Source organism: Microbacterium sp. (genome assembly GCF_036823965.1).
Lineage (GTDB): Bacteria > Actinomycetota > Actinomycetes > Actinomycetales > Microbacteriaceae > Microbacterium.
Genome location: NZ_DAITBE010000007.1, coordinates 26,803 through 43,881, shown reverse-complemented (window position 1 = coordinate 43,881; position 17,079 = coordinate 26,803). Strand labels below are relative to the sequence as shown.

General features: G+C 67.4%; 19 protein-coding genes. 8 read left to right on the top strand and 11 right to left on the bottom strand.

Features of this window, described 5'->3' with window-relative positions:
• Positions 1-672: a DedA family protein gene (locus V7Z82_RS12740; RefSeq protein WP_334151926.1), complete on the bottom strand. Its 672-nt coding sequence runs from the start codon at positions 670-672 to the stop codon at positions 1-3.
• A 42-nt stretch (positions 673-714) separates the two neighbouring features.
• Here V7Z82_RS12740 and V7Z82_RS12735 point away from each other — a divergent pair, with 42 nt between their 5' ends.
• The 3 genes from V7Z82_RS12735 (at position 715) to V7Z82_RS12725 (ending at position 5,419) form a co-directional block, all read left to right on the top strand.
• Positions 715-2,019: an anthranilate synthase component I family protein gene (locus tag V7Z82_RS12735; protein ID WP_334151925.1), complete on the top strand. Its 1,305-nt coding sequence runs from the start codon at positions 715-717 to the stop codon at positions 2,017-2,019.
• 34 nt (positions 2,020-2,053) lie between these two features.
• Positions 2,054-4,630, top strand: a complete 2,577-nt coding sequence (gene leuS, locus V7Z82_RS12730; protein WP_334151924.1) for a leucine--tRNA ligase — start codon at positions 2,054-2,056, stop codon at positions 4,628-4,630.
• A 177-nt stretch (positions 4,631-4,807) separates the two neighbouring features.
• Positions 4,808-5,419 carry a ComEA family DNA-binding protein gene (locus V7Z82_RS12725; protein WP_334151923.1) on the top strand — a complete coding sequence of 204 codons (612 nt, stop codon included), beginning with the start codon at positions 4,808-4,810 and terminating at the stop codon, positions 5,417-5,419.
• Positions 5,420-5,433: 14 nt separating this feature from the next.
• Here the strand turns inward: V7Z82_RS12725 and V7Z82_RS12720 are convergent, their stop codons facing one another.
• From V7Z82_RS12720 to V7Z82_RS12705, 4 genes are read right to left on the bottom strand one after another with little or no spacing between them, the layout of a single operon-like run.
• A complete protein-coding gene (locus V7Z82_RS12720) occupies positions 5,434-6,072 on the bottom strand; it encodes a hypothetical protein (RefSeq protein ID WP_334151922.1) in 639 nt (212 codons plus the stop codon).
• A 52-nt stretch (positions 6,073-6,124) separates the two neighbouring features.
• Positions 6,125-6,901 carry a hypothetical protein gene (locus V7Z82_RS12715; RefSeq protein ID WP_334151921.1) on the bottom strand — a complete coding sequence of 259 codons (777 nt, stop codon included), beginning with the start codon at positions 6,899-6,901 and terminating at the stop codon, positions 6,125-6,127.
• A gap of 58 nt (positions 6,902-6,959) precedes the next feature.
• The gene (locus tag V7Z82_RS12710; protein ID WP_334151920.1) at positions 6,960-7,739 is read right to left on the bottom strand and encodes a CPBP family intramembrane glutamic endopeptidase; all 780 of its coding nucleotides are present in this window, start codon (positions 7,737-7,739) and stop codon (positions 6,960-6,962) included.
• 50 nt (positions 7,740-7,789) lie between these two features.
• A complete protein-coding gene (locus V7Z82_RS12705) occupies positions 7,790-7,930 on the bottom strand; it encodes a hypothetical protein (protein ID WP_334151919.1) in 141 nt (46 codons plus the stop codon).
• Positions 7,931-8,128: 198 nt separating this feature from the next.
• Between V7Z82_RS12705 and V7Z82_RS12700 the strand changes: the two genes are divergently transcribed.
• A complete protein-coding gene (locus V7Z82_RS12700; RefSeq protein WP_334151918.1) occupies positions 8,129-8,791 on the top strand; it encodes a hypothetical protein in 663 nt (220 codons plus the stop codon).
• Positions 8,788-8,973: a hypothetical protein gene (locus V7Z82_RS18130; protein WP_442927637.1), complete on the top strand. Its 186-nt coding sequence runs from the start codon at positions 8,788-8,790 to the stop codon at positions 8,971-8,973. The genes V7Z82_RS12700 and V7Z82_RS18130 overlap by 4 nt, the downstream gene beginning before the upstream one ends.
• A gap of 7 nt (positions 8,974-8,980) precedes the next feature.
• On the opposite strand, the gene V7Z82_RS12695 is transcribed toward V7Z82_RS18130, so the two are convergent.
• From V7Z82_RS12695 to V7Z82_RS12675, 5 genes are all read right to left on the bottom strand, one after another.
• The gene (locus V7Z82_RS12695) at positions 8,981-9,340 is read right to left on the bottom strand and encodes a nuclear transport factor 2 family protein (protein WP_334151917.1); all 360 of its coding nucleotides are present in this window, start codon (positions 9,338-9,340) and stop codon (positions 8,981-8,983) included.
• An 89-nt stretch (positions 9,341-9,429) separates the two neighbouring features.
• Positions 9,430-10,209, bottom strand: a complete 780-nt coding sequence (locus V7Z82_RS12690; protein WP_334151916.1) for an SDR family NAD(P)-dependent oxidoreductase — start codon at positions 10,207-10,209, stop codon at positions 9,430-9,432.
• A complete protein-coding gene (locus V7Z82_RS12685; RefSeq protein WP_334151915.1) occupies positions 10,206-10,685 on the bottom strand; it encodes a hypothetical protein in 480 nt (159 codons plus the stop codon). Before V7Z82_RS12685 ends, V7Z82_RS12690 begins: the two co-directional genes overlap by 4 nt.
• On the bottom strand, positions 10,682-11,071 hold the full coding sequence (locus V7Z82_RS12680) for an NAD(P)H-binding protein (protein ID WP_334152081.1): 390 nt from the start codon (positions 11,069-11,071) through the stop codon (positions 10,682-10,684). Before V7Z82_RS12680 ends, V7Z82_RS12685 begins: the two co-directional genes overlap by 4 nt.
• 183 nt (positions 11,072-11,254) lie before the next feature.
• Positions 11,255-12,208 carry a helix-turn-helix transcriptional regulator gene (locus V7Z82_RS12675; RefSeq protein WP_334152080.1) on the bottom strand — a complete coding sequence of 318 codons (954 nt, stop codon included), beginning with the start codon at positions 12,206-12,208 and terminating at the stop codon, positions 11,255-11,257.
• 76 nt (positions 12,209-12,284) lie between these two features.
• Here V7Z82_RS12675 and V7Z82_RS12670 point away from each other — a divergent pair, with 76 nt between their 5' ends.
• The 3 genes from V7Z82_RS12670 (at position 12,285) to holA (ending at position 16,658) form a co-directional block, all read left to right on the top strand.
• Positions 12,285-13,028 (top strand): DNA/RNA nuclease SfsA, encoded by a 744-nt coding sequence (locus tag V7Z82_RS12670; RefSeq protein WP_334151914.1) that lies wholly within the window; start codon positions 12,285-12,287, stop codon positions 13,026-13,028.
• 372 nt (positions 13,029-13,400) lie between these two features.
• Entirely contained in the window at positions 13,401-15,602 is a 2,202-nt protein-coding gene (locus V7Z82_RS12665) for a ComEC/Rec2 family competence protein (protein ID WP_334151913.1), read from the top strand.
• Between the two features lie 9 nt (positions 15,603-15,611).
• The gene (holA, locus tag V7Z82_RS12660; RefSeq protein WP_334151912.1) at positions 15,612-16,658 is read left to right on the top strand and encodes a DNA polymerase III subunit delta; all 1,047 of its coding nucleotides are present in this window, start codon (positions 15,612-15,614) and stop codon (positions 16,656-16,658) included.
• Between the two features lie 113 nt (positions 16,659-16,771).
• Here the strand turns inward: holA and rpsT are convergent, their stop codons facing one another.
• Positions 16,772-17,032, bottom strand: a complete 261-nt coding sequence (rpsT, locus tag V7Z82_RS12655; RefSeq protein ID WP_334151911.1) for a 30S ribosomal protein S20 — start codon at positions 17,030-17,032, stop codon at positions 16,772-16,774.
• Positions 17,033-17,079: the final 47 nt, after the last annotated feature.

Genomic DNA, 17,079 nt, shown 5'->3' with positions numbered 1-17,079 from the left:
TCAGTCTTTCACGTCGCTCTCGGGCTGTGTGTCGGCCGGGTCGAGATGACGCGATTCCAGTCGGGTGATCAGCTTCTTGCCGACGAAGATCAGGAGCAGGAAGAGGGCGATCACGCCCACGAAGATGTAGCCGGCGAAGTGCACGCGGTCGACGAGCTCGCGGAATCCACCTGCGGCGAGTGACGTCACCGAGACGTAGGCGGTGGCCCAGATCAGGCACGCCGGTGCGGTCCAGGCGAGGAAGCGCCGGTAGGAGTAGTGGCTCATGCCGACCGTGAGCGGGACGAGGGAGTGCAGCACCGGGAGGAAGCGAGAGAGGAAGATCGCGACACCGCCGCGGCGCTGCAGGTAGCGCTCTGCTCGCACCCAGTTGTGCTCGCCGATCCGGCGACCCAGCCAGGAGTGACGGATACGCGGACCGAGCCAGCGTCCGAGGAGGAACCCGATGCTCTCACCCATGAGTGCGCCGATCACCACGGCGATGACCATGAACACGCCCTCGAGCAGGGAGGTGACCCCCATGGAGGCGATGATCACGATCGTGTCCCCGGGAACGACCAGGCCGATCAGCACGCTCGTCTCGAGCAGCACAGCGAATCCGGCGATCAGCGTACGGGTGACCGGATCGATGGACTGCACGAAGTCGAACATCCACAGCAGCAGGTCATCCACCCCTCCGAGAATACGGGAGCGCGGCGGTCGTAGGCTGAGCAGGTGCCCGATCATCTGCGCGCCCGTCTGCTCCCTGCCTGGGTCGAGCCGCTCGACGTGTTCCGCATGCTCGAAGCGCGGGCCGCGGATGTCTTCTGGCTGGATGCCGGTGACGGCGCCACCGAGGGGTGGAGCTTCATCGGCACGGGGACGGTGTCGGCGCTGCCGACGGATGTGCGGATCGATGGGCCGACAGTGGATGACGGGCTGCCGCCGTTCCGCGGCGGATGGATCGGCTGGCGTGACTATGAGAGCGGAGCGCGCGACGCCGGGGCACCCGTGACGGCCGAGGACGACGACCGGCCCTCCTGGCTGCGGGCGACACACGTCATCGCGATCGATCATGTCGGGCAGCGAGTCTGGGCGCTCGCCGAAGCAGCGGAGCTGGACGCCTGGGTGTCGGCGGTCGATGGCGACCTTGCAGCGGCTCCCGACCTCGATGCTGCGCCGACCAGCATCGCGGTGGCCAGGCACGACCCGCAGGCGTATGCCGGGCTCATCCAGGAGTGCCGCGACCTGATCCGGGCCGGCATCGCCTATCAGCTGTGTCTCACCACGCGCTTCACCGTGCCGGGACAGCACGATGCCGTCGCCGCCTATCTCCGTCTGCGGGCTGCGACGCCCGCGCACCATGGAGGCTTCGTGCGCATCGGGGACAGGACGCTGCTCAGCGCCAGTCCCGAGCAGTTCCTGCACGCCGAAGGCGGCGTCATCCGGACTCGTCCGATCAAGGGGACCAGACCGCGCGGCGCCACCCCTGCGGACGACGCTGCGCTCGCCGCGGAGCTCGCGGTGGACCGGAAGGAGCGCGCCGAGAACGTCATGATCGTCGACCTCATGCGCAACGACCTCTCGCAGGTGTGCGTGCCGGGGTCGATCCGCGTCGACGGTCTCTGGGTCGTCGAGACGTATCCGGCAGTGCATCAGCTCGTCAGCACCGTCAGCGGCACCGCGGTCGCCGGCGCGACGGTGGGGGAGCTGTTCCAGGCCGCGTTCCCCGCAGGCAGCATGACCGGTGCGCCGAAGCTCTCGGCCATGACCCGGCTGCACGCGCTCGAGGGCGGACCACGTGGCATCTACGCCGGCTGCTTCGGGTACATCGGCGTCGACGGGACGCTCGACCTCGCGATGGTGATCCGCAGCATCGTGGTCGAGGAGCACCGGGCCGTGGTCGGCGCCGGTGGCGGGATCACCTGGGGATCGGAGCCGGATGCCGAGGTCGCGGAGGTCGCGACGAAGGCGGCGGCACCGCTGGCCGCCCTCGGCGCCGTCCTGCCGGTGCTCTGGGGTTCCGATATCCTGAACTGATCCCGTTTTTTCCTTCAGATTGGTCGTGTGTTCGTTGTCTGAGAACCTGTCCACAGCTCCTGCCGAGGACGAGTCGTCGTCGGCGCATGCCATCCAGGCCAAATGGCAGAAGTACTGGGCAGAGAACGAGACCTTCCTCACGGGCGGCGATGACGACACCCGCCCTCGTCGTTACGTGCTTGCGATGTTCCCGTATCCCTCCGGCGATCTGCACATGGGGCACGCGGAGAACTACCTGTACTCCGACATCGTGGCGCGGTTCTGGCGTCACCGCGGGCACAACGTCCTGAACCCGATCGGGTGGGACTCCTTCGGTCTGCCCGCCGAGAACGCGGCGATCCGTCAGGGTGCCGACCCGCGCGAGTGGACGTACCAGAACATCGCGCAGCAGAAGAAGGCGTTCCAGTCGTACGGTGTCTCCTTCGACTGGTCGCGCGTGCTGCACACGTCCGACCCCGAGTACTACCGCTGGAACCAGTGGCTGTTCCTGAAGCTGCACGAGCGCGGTCTCGCGTATCGCAAGAAGAGCGCTGTGAACTGGTGCCCGAACGACCAGACGGTGCTCGCGAACGAGCAGGTCGTCGACGGTCGCTGCGACCGATGCGGCGCCGAGGTCGTGAAGAAGAAGCTCACGCAGTGGTACTTCAAGATCACCGACTACGCCGACCGTCTGCTCGACGACCTGAACCAGCTCGAGGGCTTCTGGCCGCACAAGGTGCTGCAGATGCAGCGCAACTGGATCGGCCGCTCCGTCGGCGCCGATGTCGACTTCCGCATCGAGGGACGCGAGGAGCCGGTCACGGTCTTCTCCACACGCCCCGACACCCTGCACGGCGCCACGTTCTTCGTCGTCGCCCCCGACTCCGACCTGGCAGCAGAGCTGGCAGCGGAGGCTCCGGACGAGGTGCGTCAGCGCTTCCAGGAGTACCTGGCGAAGGTGCAGAAGGAGACCGACATCGACCGGCAGTCCACGGACCGCCCGAAGACCGGCATCTTCCTCGAGCGCTACGCGATCAACCCGGTCAACGGCGAGAAGCTGCCGGTCTGGGCGGCTGACTACGTGCTGGCCGACTACGGACACGGCGCGGTCATGGCCGTGCCGGCGCACGACCAGCGCGACCTGGACTTCGCCCGCGCCTTCGACCTGCCGGTCAAGGTCGTCGTCGACACCACCGCACCCATCACCGGAGCGATGCAGGTCATCGAGGTCGATGACGACGGCGTGCCGATCGACCCGGATGCCGCGCTCGACGAGCAGAACCCGGCATCCACCGGTGTCGCGCTCACCGGCGAGGGCCGGATGATCAACTCCGGCCCGCTCAACGGTCTCTCGAAGCGCAACGCGATCGCTCGCGCGATCGAGCAGCTGGTCGCGACCGGTACCGGTCGTGCTGCCAAGAACTACCGCCTGCGCGACTGGCTCATCTCGCGTCAGCGCTTCTGGGGCACGCCTATCCCGATGCTGCACGCCGAGGACGGCCGGATCATCCCGGTGCCGGAGGACCAGCTGCCGGTGAAGCTGCCGAGCGTCGAGGGACTCGACCTGAAGCCGAAGGGCACCTCGCCGCTCGGCGCCGCCGAGAGCTGGGTGCAGACCGTCGACCCGGCATCCGGCGATCCGGTGCTGCGCGATCCCGACACCATGGACACGTTCGTCGACAGCTCCTGGTACTTCCTGCGCTTCCTGTCGCCGAACAGCGAGACGGTCGCCTTCGAGCCTGCGCAGGCTGACCGTTGGGCGCCGGTGGACTCCTACATCGGCGGTGTCGAGCACGCGATCCTGCACCTGCTGTACGCGCGCTTCATCACCAAGGTGCTGTTCGACATGGGGCTGATCGATTTCACCGAGCCCTTCTCGAACCTGATCAACCAGGGCATGGTGCTGCTCGACGGCGCGAAGATGTCGAAGAGCAAGGGCAACCTGGTGCTGTTCGAAGAGGAGCTCGACGCCTACGGTGCAGACGCGCTCAGGGTCGGTCTGGCGTTCGCCGGTCCGGTGGAGGACGACAAGGACTGGGCAGACGTCTCGACGACCGGCGCGCAGAAGTTCCTGGCACGCGCACTGCGCATCGCCGGTGAGGTCTCGAGTGCGGTCGACGTCGTCTTCGACGGTGGGGATGCCGCGCTGCGCCGCGCCACGCACAAGCTGCTGTCCGAGGCGCCGGCACTCGTCGAGCAGACGAAGTTCAACGTGCTCGTCGCGCGTCTGATGGAGCTGGTGAACATCACCCGCAAGACAATCGACGGCCAGGCCGGTGCGGCCGACCCCGCCGTCCGTGAGGCCGCCGAGACGATCGCCGTGATGCTCGACCTCATCGCTCCGCACACGGCGGAGGAGATGTGGGAGATCCTCGGTCACGAGCCCTCCGTCGGTCTCGTCACCTGGCGCTCGGCGAACCCAGCGCTGCTCGTCGAGGATTCGGTCACCGCCGTCGTCCAGATCGGCGGCAAGGTGCGCGCACAGCTCGACGTGCCCGCCCGTATCGGCGAGGCCGAGCTGGAAGCCCTGGCTCGCGCCGACGAGCGTGTGATCCGCGCGCTCGGCGACAAGGAGATCGTCAAGGTCATCGTGCGTGCGCCGAAGATCGTGAGCTTCGTCGTCAAGGGCTGAGCAGACGTTCCGGAGGCGGTCGGTCAGGGTGTTCGCACGGGCCGACCGCCTTCTCGTTGCCTCTCGTTGCCTCTGCGATGCGGCACTGACTCTGCACGAGGACAGTGAGAGATCTGTTGTGCACTGGCGCCGATGCGCTGGTCGGATGCTGCGGCCGGTGCGGCCTAGCGTTGCGGCATGCCTTCGTCCGAGCCCACTCCTCCTGTGGCCGAGCCGCCTCGCTCACGACGACTGTCGTTGAGCATCGGTGCGGCCGTGGTGCTGGCGCTGGTCGTGCTCTCGGCTGCGGTCGGACTCGGCATCCTCCGGGGCCAGGCGGCGCCCGTCGAGTCCCTGCCGGTGACCGGGACGGCCGCGTCTCCGGAGCCCTCGGGCGAGCTGTACGTGCACGTGCTCGGAGCGGTCGAGCGCCCGGGGCTGTACGTGCTCGACCTCAACGCGCGGCTGGTCGACGCCCTGGCTGCTGCGGGCGGAACGACGGATGACGCCGACCTGGCCTCGGTGAATCTCGCGCGCCTGCTGACCGACGGCGAGCAGATCGTGGTGCCGGTGATGGGCGCGGCCGGAACCGTTCCCGGCGCAGCCGCACCTGGCGACGACCGCATCAACCTGAACACGGCCGACCAGGCGGCGCTGGAGACGCTCCCACGGATCGGACCGGCGATCGCCGAGCGGATCATCGCGTGGCGCGAGGAGAACGGCCGGTTCCAGTCCGTCGACGACCTGCTCGCGGTCCCCGGCATCGGGGAGAAGCTGTTGGAAGGGATCAGGGACGCAGCACGAGTCTGAGCGTCGAGCGGCCGTCAGGAGGGGGCGAGCGCCCGCTCGTACGCAGCGAGGTCGGTCCGCGTCGCAGCAGTGAGGAGCAGCCCATGCGGGGTGAGTCGTCGGGTGTGCTCGCCGCGGCAGGGAATCGTCACGATCCTGGTCAGTCCGCCGCGCCATGCCGTCGTCAGCGCGCTGACGGCTCGCCACTCGGGGCTGTCCTCCAGCCGTTCGAGCCTGGTCGACATGTGCGCGTCGGACATCGTCTGTTCCCAGGCAGTGTACGACGCATCATCGAACGCGCCTCGCCCCATCTCGTCGCCCCAGTCCGGGCCGAACAACTGTCGGAGCAGTGCTTCTCGCTCCGTCGAACCGGGTGGCGTGCCCTGCAACTGCTCGAACAGTGCCGGGTCGTGCTCGCGACATGCATGCGCGGCAGCCCCCTGCCAGATCCGCGCCCAGGTGTTCTCCCATTCGTTCCGGGTCGCCGCATCCAGCTGGACCGCGGCACGAGCAGGGGTCAGCTCCAGCATGGGCGGGAGGTCGTCACCGGGCGGATGCAGCGCGTACGTCTCACGGATCCACAGGAGCTCGAGGAGCGTCGTCGGCCGGTCCTCGACCGTGATCAGCATCTCGCGGGGCCATGGGTTGCCGGGAATCGGATACTCGGACTGCATCCGCCCAGTCCATCGGATTTCTCAGCGATGCGAAAGACGGACCGTCGGAGGGCTAGGACCTGTCGAGGAAGACGCCGATGCGGTCGCCATCGAGCACGAACTGCACTGCGGTGCCTTCCGGGTACCGTGCCCGAAGCGAGTCCGGGGAGTCCCCGTCGATGGGGACTTCGACCGTCGCCGGGAACGAGCCCATGCTGCAGTCCGAGTAGATCTGTCCGTCCACGCTCCACGAAGATGCGTCGAAGTCCTCCTTCGTGGGTACCTGGTCGCTGTTGACGACGCTGAAGCACCTGTCCTCGCCACCGAGGATGCCGGAGTTCGGAGAGTATTCGCTTTCGAAGAGCGTCAGCCCGTAGAACTCGAACACCGCCGCGTCCGGAGCGGCCCCGAACCACTGCGGTGGTACTTCCAGCGTCAGGCTGGGCTCCAACGTGGCCACCTGCGGCGCTCCCGCTGAGACACGGACGGGGATGACCCAGATCACAGCGGCGGTGGCTCCCGCCGCCAACGCCGCCGACGCGAGGACCGCGAAGATCCAGCGTCCGGTTCGCCTGCGCGGGGATCGGTCGGACGGCGCGGGCGATTCGTCTTCGCTGTCGGTCGTGGGGGATGGCTGCAGGCCGAGGTCGGTGAGGGTCTCATCGCGCTCCGGATCGTGCTCCGCCTCCGCTGTCGCCTCGACCTCGGGGCCGGCGGCGCTGCGTCGGCGACGGAACGCTTCCAGTTCCTGGAGGCGGCGCATCGCTCCGGGATCCTGGTGGATATCCGCGGTCGGGCCGTACGCGCGGGCACGGAGTCTGCGGAGTTCTTCCTCGGTCGCGGCATCCATCCCTGGCATCGTCTCACGACGGCTGCGCGATCAAGGCACCTCGGCGCAGGTTCTGGATCTATCGCTGGGGTGCCTGCACGGCCTCGGTCCGCTCGTGCGTTCCACGGATGACGAACGCGACGGAGACAAGAGCGAGCACTCCGGCGATGAGGTACAGGATCGTACCGAACCCGGCGAATGGTCCTGGTGTGCCGTGTGCGACTGCGAAGGTGGAGAAGTCCCAGAGCCCGTGCAGCGCCATGGCCCAGATCAGGCTGCCGGTCGTGCGTCGCACGATGTAGAAGATGGTGCCCCCGAGGAAGGCCGCTCCCACCTGCTGGAGCGTCGGCAGGATCGCCTGGCCGCCCAGCGCGTTCATCAGGTGCATGAGCGCGAACAGCGCCGAGGTGAGGAACCATACCCAGACTTCGCTGAGCCTGGCACGCAGGGCGGTGAGCAGCAGCCCTCGGGTGGTCAGCTCCTCGGTGAACCCGACGAGGATGAGCACGACGGATGCGGCGAAGAAGGCGCCGTCGTACGATCCCCAGTCGGTCGAGGCCAGATTGATCAGGAGCGCGATGACCATCAGGATCGGGGCGATGATCGGCCACCGGATGCTGCGCTTCTGCTCGAACAGGGCTGGCCGCCACCACCCCAGCAGCGTCGTGGTGATCGCGAGCAGGACGGCGGCGATGATCAGCGAGAGGCCCGCGCCGAGGAACAGGTTGCCGCCGCTCTCGCCCAGGTCGGTGTACGGGATGCCGCTCAATCGCTGCACGACGAACACGACGATCACGTAGCCGATGTAGATCGCGAGTCCGATCCAGACCTTCGGACGCACCTTGAGAGTCTCGCTCATGAGGATATCTTGGCAGACCTCGATGCTGTCGCAGTCGATCTTCTCGGGGTCTACTCGGACTGCTCCGGGCCGGCCGCGGCGTCTGCTTCGAGCTGCTGGAGGCGCTTCAGCTTCGCCCAGGGGTAGAAGGCGATCCAGGCGACGGAGGCGATCGAGCCGCGGATCAGCTGCAGCGTCGACGCAGCCGCCACCGCTGCACCGACAGCCCTCGAGATGAAGCGGGTTCGTGAGCGCGGTTCAGGGGCCTGGTTTGCACGGCGGCGGCTGGAGCGGAGTTCTCCCGAGTGGCCGTTCCGTCGGTGCTGTCGCGCCGCGCGTGGCTTCTAGCGTGGCCGGATGCCGCTGCTGCAGAGACCGAGCGTCCCCGAGGCCTCCGGGATGGCGTGCGCATGAGGCGTCAGGATCTGCGGCTGCTTCCGCTGGCTGTCGGGGTGTGGGGTGCGGCGTTGGCGTGCGTGTTCTGGTCGGCGGGAGCGTGGTGGATCGCAGGGGGCTGCGCGCTCTGTGCGGGAGTGGTGCTCGCTGTTGCCGACGTGCGTCGGCGGCGGGACGGAACGCGGCCGGGAGTCGGGCTCGTCATGCTGCTGTTCGCGGCGATGGCTGCGGTGGCTGTGACGGTGGGGATGTCGATGCCGGTGCGGGGGCAGGCGGCGGAGTCGGCTGGGCGGGTGGTGGAGGTTGCGGCGACCGTGACATCGTCGGCATCTGTGGGGCAGGACGGGCGCCTGTGGTTCGAGGCGCAGACGACCAGCATCGGGCTCCGGGGTGAGGGGCGCCCGGTCTCGGTGCCGGTGCGGATCGGGGTCGAGCCTGGCGACGGCTTCGACCTCGGGGCCGGGCTGCGCGTGGTCGGCGAGGCGGCGGTGACGGATGCGGGGGAGCGGGCGGCCCTCGTGATCTACGCGACCGAGGCGGAGGTGGTTCGTCCGGCTGACGGGGTGTTCGGGGTGGCGGCGGACGCGCGACGGGCGTTCATCGCGCGCTCGTCGCGGTTGCCCGAGCCTGGCGCGGGCTCGCGGTCGGTGACACCCGTGCCGTCTCCGAGACGCTGAACGATGACATGCGCACGACCGGACTCAGCCACCTCACCGCCGTCAGCGGAGACACAGATCGCGAAGGAGGTGGGCGAGCGCAGCCGGTCACCCGGGCGGGGCAAGGTGAGTCCCGATCAGTGGAGGTCGGTACGCGAATCGGCGCCGTGCAACTCGGGAAGTTGCGCGACGCCGATACGTGAGCTCTGCCTAGCGGGGTCCGCCAGCGCCTGCAAAGGGTGCCATGTCCCAGATGAAGACGACGTGTGCGATCTTGCCGTCGACGATGCTCTGACGTTCGCTCGACGGGAGGGTACCCAGGTCCGAGGTGCCGTTGTAGAACAGCGCAGCGGTGTCGTCGTCGCCGTAGGCTCCGACGAGGTCGATCTGCTTGTACATCCGGCCGAAGTTCTCCCAGAATGCGCGGAACGCCGCTGCTCCCTCGATGGGCCCGACGGGGCTCTCGGCGGTGACGTCATCCGAGACCACGCTCATCAGTGTGTCGAGGTCGCCGCGTGCCCCGGCCTCGAAGTAGGTCGTTGCGATGGAGATCGGTGTGGAAGTGGTCATGGTGGTGTTCCTCTCACTGCGAATGCTTGCAGATCCATTCTCGTTCCTCATAGTTGACAAGTAACGTCAGGTATTAGAGAGGTTTTCGATCACCCACCGACCGATGGGCTCGTGGTGGACACCCCTCCGTCGACGTTGATGACCTGTCCGGTGATGTACGACGAAGCCGTCGACAGGAGGAAGGTGACCAACTCCGCGACGTCTGCGCCTTCGCCGACGCGCCCCAAGGGGACGCCGGCTTCGTAGGATCGCTTGATCCGTTCATCGCCCATGGCGAAGGCGGTGGCGTCTGATCGCGTAAGACCCGGGCGGATCGCGTTCACGCGCACGCCGGAGGGTCCCCATTCGGCTGCGAGAGCTCGAGTGGCGGCATCGATTGCGCCTTTGCTCGCGGCGTACAGACTGCTGTGTGCGGATCCGACCGCGCCGAAGACGGAAGAGATGTTGACGACACTGCCGCCGCCGCTCTGCGCCATGTGGGTTGCGGCGAGACCTGTCAGCATGAGCGGTCCACGAAGGTTCAAGCCGATGAGTTCATCGAACTCGACAGTCGTGAGATCCTGGCTTCGCCCGAAGTGAGCGCGCCCTGCATTGTTCACCAACGCATCGATCCGCCCGGTCTGGGGGAGAACCTCATCGATGATCATGGCTGGCGCCGAGGCGTCTGCCATGTCCGCTGCGATCAGCACGGGTGCTCCCGGCAGCGTTGAGGCATGTCGCTGAAGGGTCCGGAAGTCTCGACCGACGAGGACGATCTGAGCGCCGGTAGCGGCAAGTGATCTGCTGATCTCTGCGCCGAGGCCGCGCCCGCCACCGGTGATGATCGCAACCTGCGGACTGTTCTCGCGCGTAGACGAGGGAGCGGTCATCGGGTCACCAACTCTGCTGCGTGATCGGTCACCCATTGCGTGTATGTGCGTGCGGGCCTTCCGGTGAGCATCGTGACGTGGTCGGTGATCCTGGGCGGCTCGGCGGTGCGCCGGGCGAGTTCGTCCATCGCCGCAAGAGCGATCGGTTCCGGCACGTAACTGGAGACCATCGCTGAGACGGCATCGGCAGGTGTGACCTCTTCAAAGGTCAAGGATCGTCCGATGACGGCTCCAACGATCTCAACTCGTTCTCGCTCAGATTCCGCGTTCGGACCCGTGAGTAGATATGTCTTGCCGCGATGAGCATCGGGGCCCTCGAGCAGCACTGCGACCACGGAGTCAGCGATGTCGCGTTCGTGGATCGTGGCCGACTGAGCGTCGGGATATGCCCCGCGGACGACATCACCGTGAGCGATCTGCGGACCGACCTGGAACAGTGTGTTCGTGGCGAACTCCTCAGCGCGCAGATGCGTCACGCCATCCCCGACTTCTCGACCAACTCCTCCATCGATCGATGCATGCCCGCGATCGCATCTCGCTGCCCATCGGCCGGGAGACCGTCCTCGACGTAGACCGACGAGACCAGCACGACATGCGACACCCCCGACGAGGCAGCGGTCTTCAAGAACCCCCCGGTCTGGTCCATCGTCGCGCTCGAGTTCAAGAAGAGCCCTGCGACGTCGTCGAAGAGCGTGGCGTCAGCGAGCGGCTCCTGAAGATCAACGTTGACGACGTGCACAGCCTTCTGTGCATCGCCCTCGAGCGGGCGTCGACTCACTGCCCGAACGTTCTGACCTGCGGCAACGAGGCCGGAAACCACCCCGCGTCCGATGTGTCCTGAAGCACCTGTAACAAGGAACATTGCTCTCCATTCACGCGGAAACCTGAGCCGCGGAGGCCCAGAGTAACGTCGCCGCAGACACCGGATCAGGGAATGCACTGGCCTTTCCGAGGAGATTGATAAGCGCGGCGGAGTCGGTACGATACGACGTCGCCCACGCCCTCAATGCGTTCCTTGCGCGACAGGTGAGAAGGGTCGGAAGCGTCAGCCTGAGCTCGGGTTGTACTGCGCGGCCAGGTGCATGCTGACCTGAGCGAGGTGAGCCACCAGCTCGGCGGGCTCGGTCACCACCACCTGGGTTCCGTAGCTCAAGAGGGTTTGCGCGTGGCCGAACGACCGCATCCGGACACGCAGCGTCGTCCACTCCTCCGGTGTTCGTGAGAACCGATCGATCGGATCCAGGAGCTCGCTTGCGACCGTGCGTTCGAAGAGTCCGAGTGCGTCACGGTGCACGCGCACGGTGACAGTGACAGCGGAGTAGTCACGCTGCCACGCTTCGTTGAGGGACGTCCAGGCGGCCGAGAGTTGGTAGCCTTTCGGCCTTCGAGTGGTCGAGTCGAGCAACTCGGCTTCACGAATGCGGTCGACTCGGAACTGGCGATCGATGCTCTTGATCGTGGCGATGAGGTACCAGTTGCCTCCGCGGTGCACGAGACCGTGTGGATCGACAACGGGGAGCTGTTCGAGCTGCTCGCTGTCACGTTGCTCATAGGCGATGCGAAGACGTCGGTCCGTCAGCACGGCTTCCTGCACGGGCTTCAGGTGCGGGACCGCCGCGGCTCGCTCGCCCCACCGGTTGGCGTCGATGATGATCCGCTCGGTGCTGCGTTCGGCGAGATCCTGGTGCGCATCGGGCAACGCGGCCATGAGCTTGCGGAGCGCGGACTTCAGCGCATCCCCGAACCCGAGATCGCTATGAGCGCTCTCGTTCACGAGCACGAACAGGGCACGCGCTTCGTCGGTGGTGAGTCCGGTCATGTCCGTGTGAAAGTCGGGCAGAATCGCGATGCCGCCGGCGCGCCCGCGCTCTGCGTAGACCGGCACGCCCGCCGACGACAGCGACTCCATGTCGCGGTACACCGTGCGCACCGACACCTCGAGCGTCTCAGCGAGCTTCGATGCGGACATCTGCCCATGCGTCTGCAGTAGCAGCAGCATGGCCAGTAGACGATCGGATCTCATGAGTCGATTATGCCGAAGATAGATGACAATTCACGTCAGCTAATATTCAACGATGACCTCCGACCTGCTCGTGACCTTCGAAGAACCGCTCCGCCGTGCCCGGATCGTCCGACGTCCGAACCGATTCATCATCGAGGTGGATATCGACGGTGACGTCCAGGCTTGCCACTGCCCGACGACTGGACGGATCGGTGACTTCGTCCTTGACGGGCTCGAATGTCTCGTCTCTGACAGCCACAGCACGACCCGGAAGACCCGATACACGGTCGAGGCCATCGGTCTGGGAGAACCAGGGGCGCAGCCGCAGTGGTTCGGCATCAATCAGAACGCGGCGAACCGCTACGTCGAAGCGGCACTGACCGCCGGAGCGCTCGATGACGTCGTGCCCGTCTCGGACGTGCGCCGGGAGGCGAAGCTCGGATCATCCCGCCTCGACTTCCTCGTGAACGGCGACACCTACGTCGAGGTCAAGACACCGTTGCAGACGATCCAGCTCCCGATGCCGTCTGCGCTTGCCAAGAAGAAGGTGACGCCGTTCGACTCCACGGACCGCATGGTGCGCCACGTCAGCGAACTCGCCACCAGCCTCGCCTCACATGAACGGGCGGTGCTGTTCACCTGCTTCCTCTACGACAACCCGGGATTCGTCGTCACGCCCAGCGTCCGCCACAGCGAGGTCGCCGCAGCCGTCCACGCCGCAGTCGAGCAAGGCGTCGAACTCTGGCAGGTGAACCTCCCCATCAGCGCGGAAGGCGTCCGATTCGGCAGCGTCTCGGAGATCACCGCCCAGTTCTAAGCCGATACGACTCCCTCGCTCTCGAGGAGGGTGGAGCACAGGGCTTCCGCGTCGTTCGGGAGCTTTTGTACAGGAAGCGGCTGCGCACGCCGTTCCTCCACACATCGAAGTCGGTCACTCCTGTCCACAGCGTGCGGAGCAGGGGCGCAGATGCCGAGTCGTCGCGATCTAGGTTCGACGGATGGATGCGTCCACAACGAGCCGGAGTATGCGACGGACGTCAAGCATGGTCTGTGACGCTAGCCGGAAATGAGGCGAGACCTGAGGCTGCTGCCGATCGCCGGCGGAGTGTGGGGGGCTGCGCTCGTATGCGTGTTCGTGCCTGCTGCAGCGGGATGGTGTGCGTTGGTGAGTGTCCTCGGTACGGTAGTCGTGTCTGCGGTCGTGCTGCGACGTGCTGATCGCGCGGCATCCCGTGCCGCGCTCATGGTCGTCCTGCTCGCCGGGATGGCTGCTGTGTCGATCGCCGTTCTGAACGCGCTGCCCGCCCGCGACAGCGCCGCATCCTGGGACGGCCGTGTGGTCGAGCTGACGGCGGAGGTCACCTCGTCAGCGTCGGTCGGTCGGGACGGGCGCCTCTGGATGGAGGTGCGGTTGACGGGGATCGGCTCGCCGGGGGCGGTGCATGCAGCGTCGGCGCCCGTGCGTATCGGCATCGACCCGGCTGACGGTTTCGATCTCGGCGCGAACGTCAGAGTGACGGGGGAGGCGGCAACGACGGATCCGGCGGAGAGGTCGGCCCTCGTCGTTTTCGCGAGCACCGCGGCAGTCGAGGCCCCCGCGTCGGGGGTGTTCGGGGTGGCGGCGGACGCGCGACGGGCGTTCATCGCGCGCTCGACCCGGCTGCCCGAGCCTGGCGCCGGTCTGCTGCCAGGGCTCGCGGTCGGTGACACCCGTGCCGTCTCCGAGACGCTGAACGATGACATGCGCACGACCGGACTCAGCCACCTCACCGCCGTCAGCGGAGCGAACTGCGCGATCGTGGTCGGCGCGATGTTCTGGCTGACGGCGCTGTGCGGCGGCGGCCGAGCGCTGCGTGTGATCGTGGCAGCGACGTCACTGACGGGCTTCGTCGTGCTCGTGACGCCGGAACCCAGCGTGATCAGAGCCGCGGTCGTGGCGGGCGTCGCGATGCTCACGGTCCTGCTCGGCCGTCCCCAGGCCGGCGCGGGGATGCTCGCCCTCTGCGTCGTCGGCATCCTTATCGTCGATCCATGGCTGGCTGCGACTCCGGGGTTCGCGCTGTCGGTGGCGGCATCGGCGGCACTGATCCTCCTCGCCCCGCCATTGACGCGTGGAATGCGGCGATGGATGCCGGCGCCGGTCGCGCTCGCGATCGCCGTTCCGCTCGCCGCCCAGCTCGCCTGCGGTCCGATCATCGCGCTGTTCGCCGAACAGCAGTCGCTGGTCGGCATCGCCGCCAACCTGCTGGCGGCGCCGGCGGCACCGATCGCGACGGTGATCGGACTGCTCGCGTGCCTGACGGCTCCCATCCCGCCGCTCGCGGATCTGCTCGCGGCATCAGCATGGCTGCCTGCTGCCTGGATCGCCACGACTGCGACCACCGCCGCCGACCTCCCGATCGCGCAGATCCTGCTGCCTGCCGGCATCGGCAGCGCTCTGCTCGTCCTGGGGGTGAGTATCGCGCTCGCGCTGGTCATCCTGCGACCGCGCGTCGATGAGGCGACCCCCGAGCGTCCCCTGATGCGGAATCTCCGACGCGCCGCTGCAGCCGCGCTGATCGTCGTGCTGTCCCTGAGTGCGTCCCGCGCGCTGCTCGATGGTCCCCTCGCGACGGCGAGCACGCCCGAAGGCTGGTCGATCGCCGCGTGCGACGTCGGGCAGGGCGACGCCCTGCTGGTGCGATCGGAGGGCGCCGTCGCGTTGATCGACACGGGACCAAAGCCCGAACCGCTCACGAAGTGCCTTCGCTCGCTCGGCATCGAGCGCATCGACCTGCTCGTGCTCACCCACTTCGATCTCGATCACGTCGGGGGTGTGGCCGCTGTGCGGGGAAAGGTCGGCGTCGTGCTGCACGGCCCACCCGGTGGACCGGACGATCAACGGGCGCTCGACGAGCTGGCCGCAGCGGGTGCGGCGCTGACCGAGGGTGAGACAGGGCTGCGGGGGCAGCTCGGCGCGACCAGCTGGCGGGTGCTGTGGCCGCAACGAGCATCCGTCGCCTTCCCGACAGGGAACGATGCGAGCGTGGTCGTGGAATTCAGCGGGGGAGACGTGCCGAGGTCGATGTTCCTCGGGGACCTGTCAGCGGCACCGCAGCGGATGCTCCTGCGCACCGCCCGTCTGATCGGCGGCTACGCCGTGGTCAAGGTCGCCCATCACGGGAGTGCCGATCAGGAGCCGGCGCTGTATCAGGCGCTCCGTCCGACGATCGCACTGTTCACCGTGGGCATGGAGAACGACTACGGGCATCCTCGGGCGGAGACGCTCGATCTGCTCGGCGCGACCGGTGCCCACGTCTTCCGAACGGACCAACAGGGCCGGATCCTGGTCCGAATGGAAGACGGGGAGCTGCGGGTCTGGACCGAGGCGAGCGTCGGACGCCCCCGGTAGTCTTGGAGCATGGCAGCTCCGCGTTCCTCCTCCCGTGGCGGAGCCAAGCCCACCAAGGTCCCGCAGGTGTCATGGCGCGAGCCGCGTCCCGCACCCGTCGTGCTCGTGTCCGGGCCGGAGGAGATCTGCGCCGAGCGTGCGATCGCCGGCGTACGCGACTATCTGCGCGCCGAGGATCCGGCTCTCGAGGTCACCGACGTGCGAGCCGACGACTACGCGCCCGGCACGCTCCTGGCGCTCACCTCGCCGTCGCTGTTCGGCGAGCCCCGTCTCGTTCGGGTGTCCGGTGTCGAACGGTGCTCCGACGCCTTCATCCAGGAGGCCGTCTCCTACCTCGACCACCCACAGGACGGAGCGACGGTCGTCCTACGGCACACCGGAGCGAGCGTCCGCGGCAAGAAGCTCCTCGATGCGATCCGTGCCGGAACCGGCGGCGGCATCGAGATCGCCTGCCCCGCGATCAAGCGGGACGGCGACCGCGTCGACTTCGCAGCGGGGGAGTTCCGCACCGCGAAGAAGCGCATCGCTCCGCCAGCGCTCCGCGCACTCGTCTCGGCGTTCGCGGACGACCTGACCGAACTCGCGGCGGCCTGCCAGCAGCTCATCGGCGACGTCGAGGGAGACATCTCGGAAGAGATCGTCACGAAGTACTACGGCGGACGCGTCGAGGTCTCGGCGTTCGTCGTCGCCGACACCGCCATCGCCGGCCGCTACGGCGAGGCGCTGATCGCGCTGCGGCATGCACTGGCCTCCGGCGCTGACCCGGTGCCGATGGTGGCGGCCTTCGCCATGAAGCTGCGCACCATGGCGCGCGTCGCGGGCAATCGTGAGCCCAGCCGCCAGTTGGCCCAGCGCCTCGGTATGAAGGACTGGCAGGTCGACCGTGCCCGGCGCGACCTCGCCGGCTGGAACGAGCGCTCGCTCGGCATGGCGGTACAGGCGACCGCACGGGCGGATGCCGAGGTCAAGGGTGCCGCCAGAGACCCGATCTTCGCGCTGGAGCGCATGGTCACGGTCATCGCGACCAGACAGCCGTTCGGCGAAGAGCCCGCCTGACACCGGCGCCCGAGCGAAACCGGGGAGGGCCCTTACTGCCTCGGAAACGAACTGCCTCGGAAACGAAGAAGGCCCGCTCCGAACCGGAACGGGCCTTTCTCAGCTGTTGCGACTCAGAGAGAAGCGACGTGCTTGGCGAGAGCCGACTTGCGGTTCGACGCCTGGTTCTTGTGCAGGACACCCTTGCTGACGGCCTTGTCGAGCTTGGCGGACGCCTTCTTCAGCGTGGCCTCGGCCGCAGCCTTGTCGCCGGCGGTGACTGCCGTGCGGGTGGAGCGGATGAGGGTCTTGAGCTCGCTCTTGACGGCCTTGTTGCGCTCGTTCGCCTTGATGTTGGTCTTGTTGCGCTTGATCTGCGACTTGATGTTTGCCACGTGTGGACGCTTTCTGTACAGGAGTGATTCGGAAATGCCGGCAGCAG

Excerpts from the sequence above, each read along its gene's own strand:
- V7Z82_RS12725 (WP_334151923.1), top strand. The coding sequence starts at position 4,808 with ATGCCTTCGTCCGAGCCCACTCCTCCTGTGGCCGAGCCGCCTCGCTCA.
- V7Z82_RS12720 (WP_334151922.1), bottom strand. The coding sequence starts at position 6,072 with ATGCAGTCCGAGTATCCGATTCCCGGCAACCCATGGCCCCGCGAGATG.
- V7Z82_RS12715 (WP_334151921.1), bottom strand. The coding sequence starts at position 6,901 with ATGGATGCCGCGACCGAGGAAGAACTCCGCAGACTCCGTGCCCGCGCG.
- V7Z82_RS12710 (WP_334151920.1), bottom strand. The coding sequence starts at position 7,739 with ATGAGCGAGACTCTCAAGGTGCGTCCGAAGGTCTGGATCGGACTCGCG.
- V7Z82_RS12700 (WP_334151918.1), top strand. The coding sequence starts at position 8,129 with ATGAGGCGTCAGGATCTGCGGCTGCTTCCGCTGGCTGTCGGGGTGTGG.
- V7Z82_RS12695 (WP_334151917.1), bottom strand. The coding sequence starts at position 9,340 with ATGACCACTTCCACACCGATCTCCATCGCAACGACCTACTTCGAGGCC.
- V7Z82_RS12690 (WP_334151916.1), bottom strand. The coding sequence starts at position 10,209 with ATGACCGCTCCCTCGTCTACGCGCGAGAACAGTCCGCAGGTTGCGATC.
- V7Z82_RS12680 (WP_334152081.1), bottom strand. The coding sequence starts at position 11,071 with ATGTTCCTTGTTACAGGTGCTTCAGGACACATCGGACGCGGGGTGGTT.
- V7Z82_RS12675 (WP_334152080.1), bottom strand. The coding sequence starts at position 12,208 with ATGCTGCTGCTACTGCAGACGCATGGGCAGATGTCCGCATCGAAGCTC.
- V7Z82_RS12670 (WP_334151914.1), top strand. The coding sequence starts at position 12,285 with ATGACCTCCGACCTGCTCGTGACCTTCGAAGAACCGCTCCGCCGTGCC.
- holA (WP_334151912.1), top strand. The coding sequence starts at position 15,612 with ATGGCAGCTCCGCGTTCCTCCTCCCGTGGCGGAGCCAAGCCCACCAAG.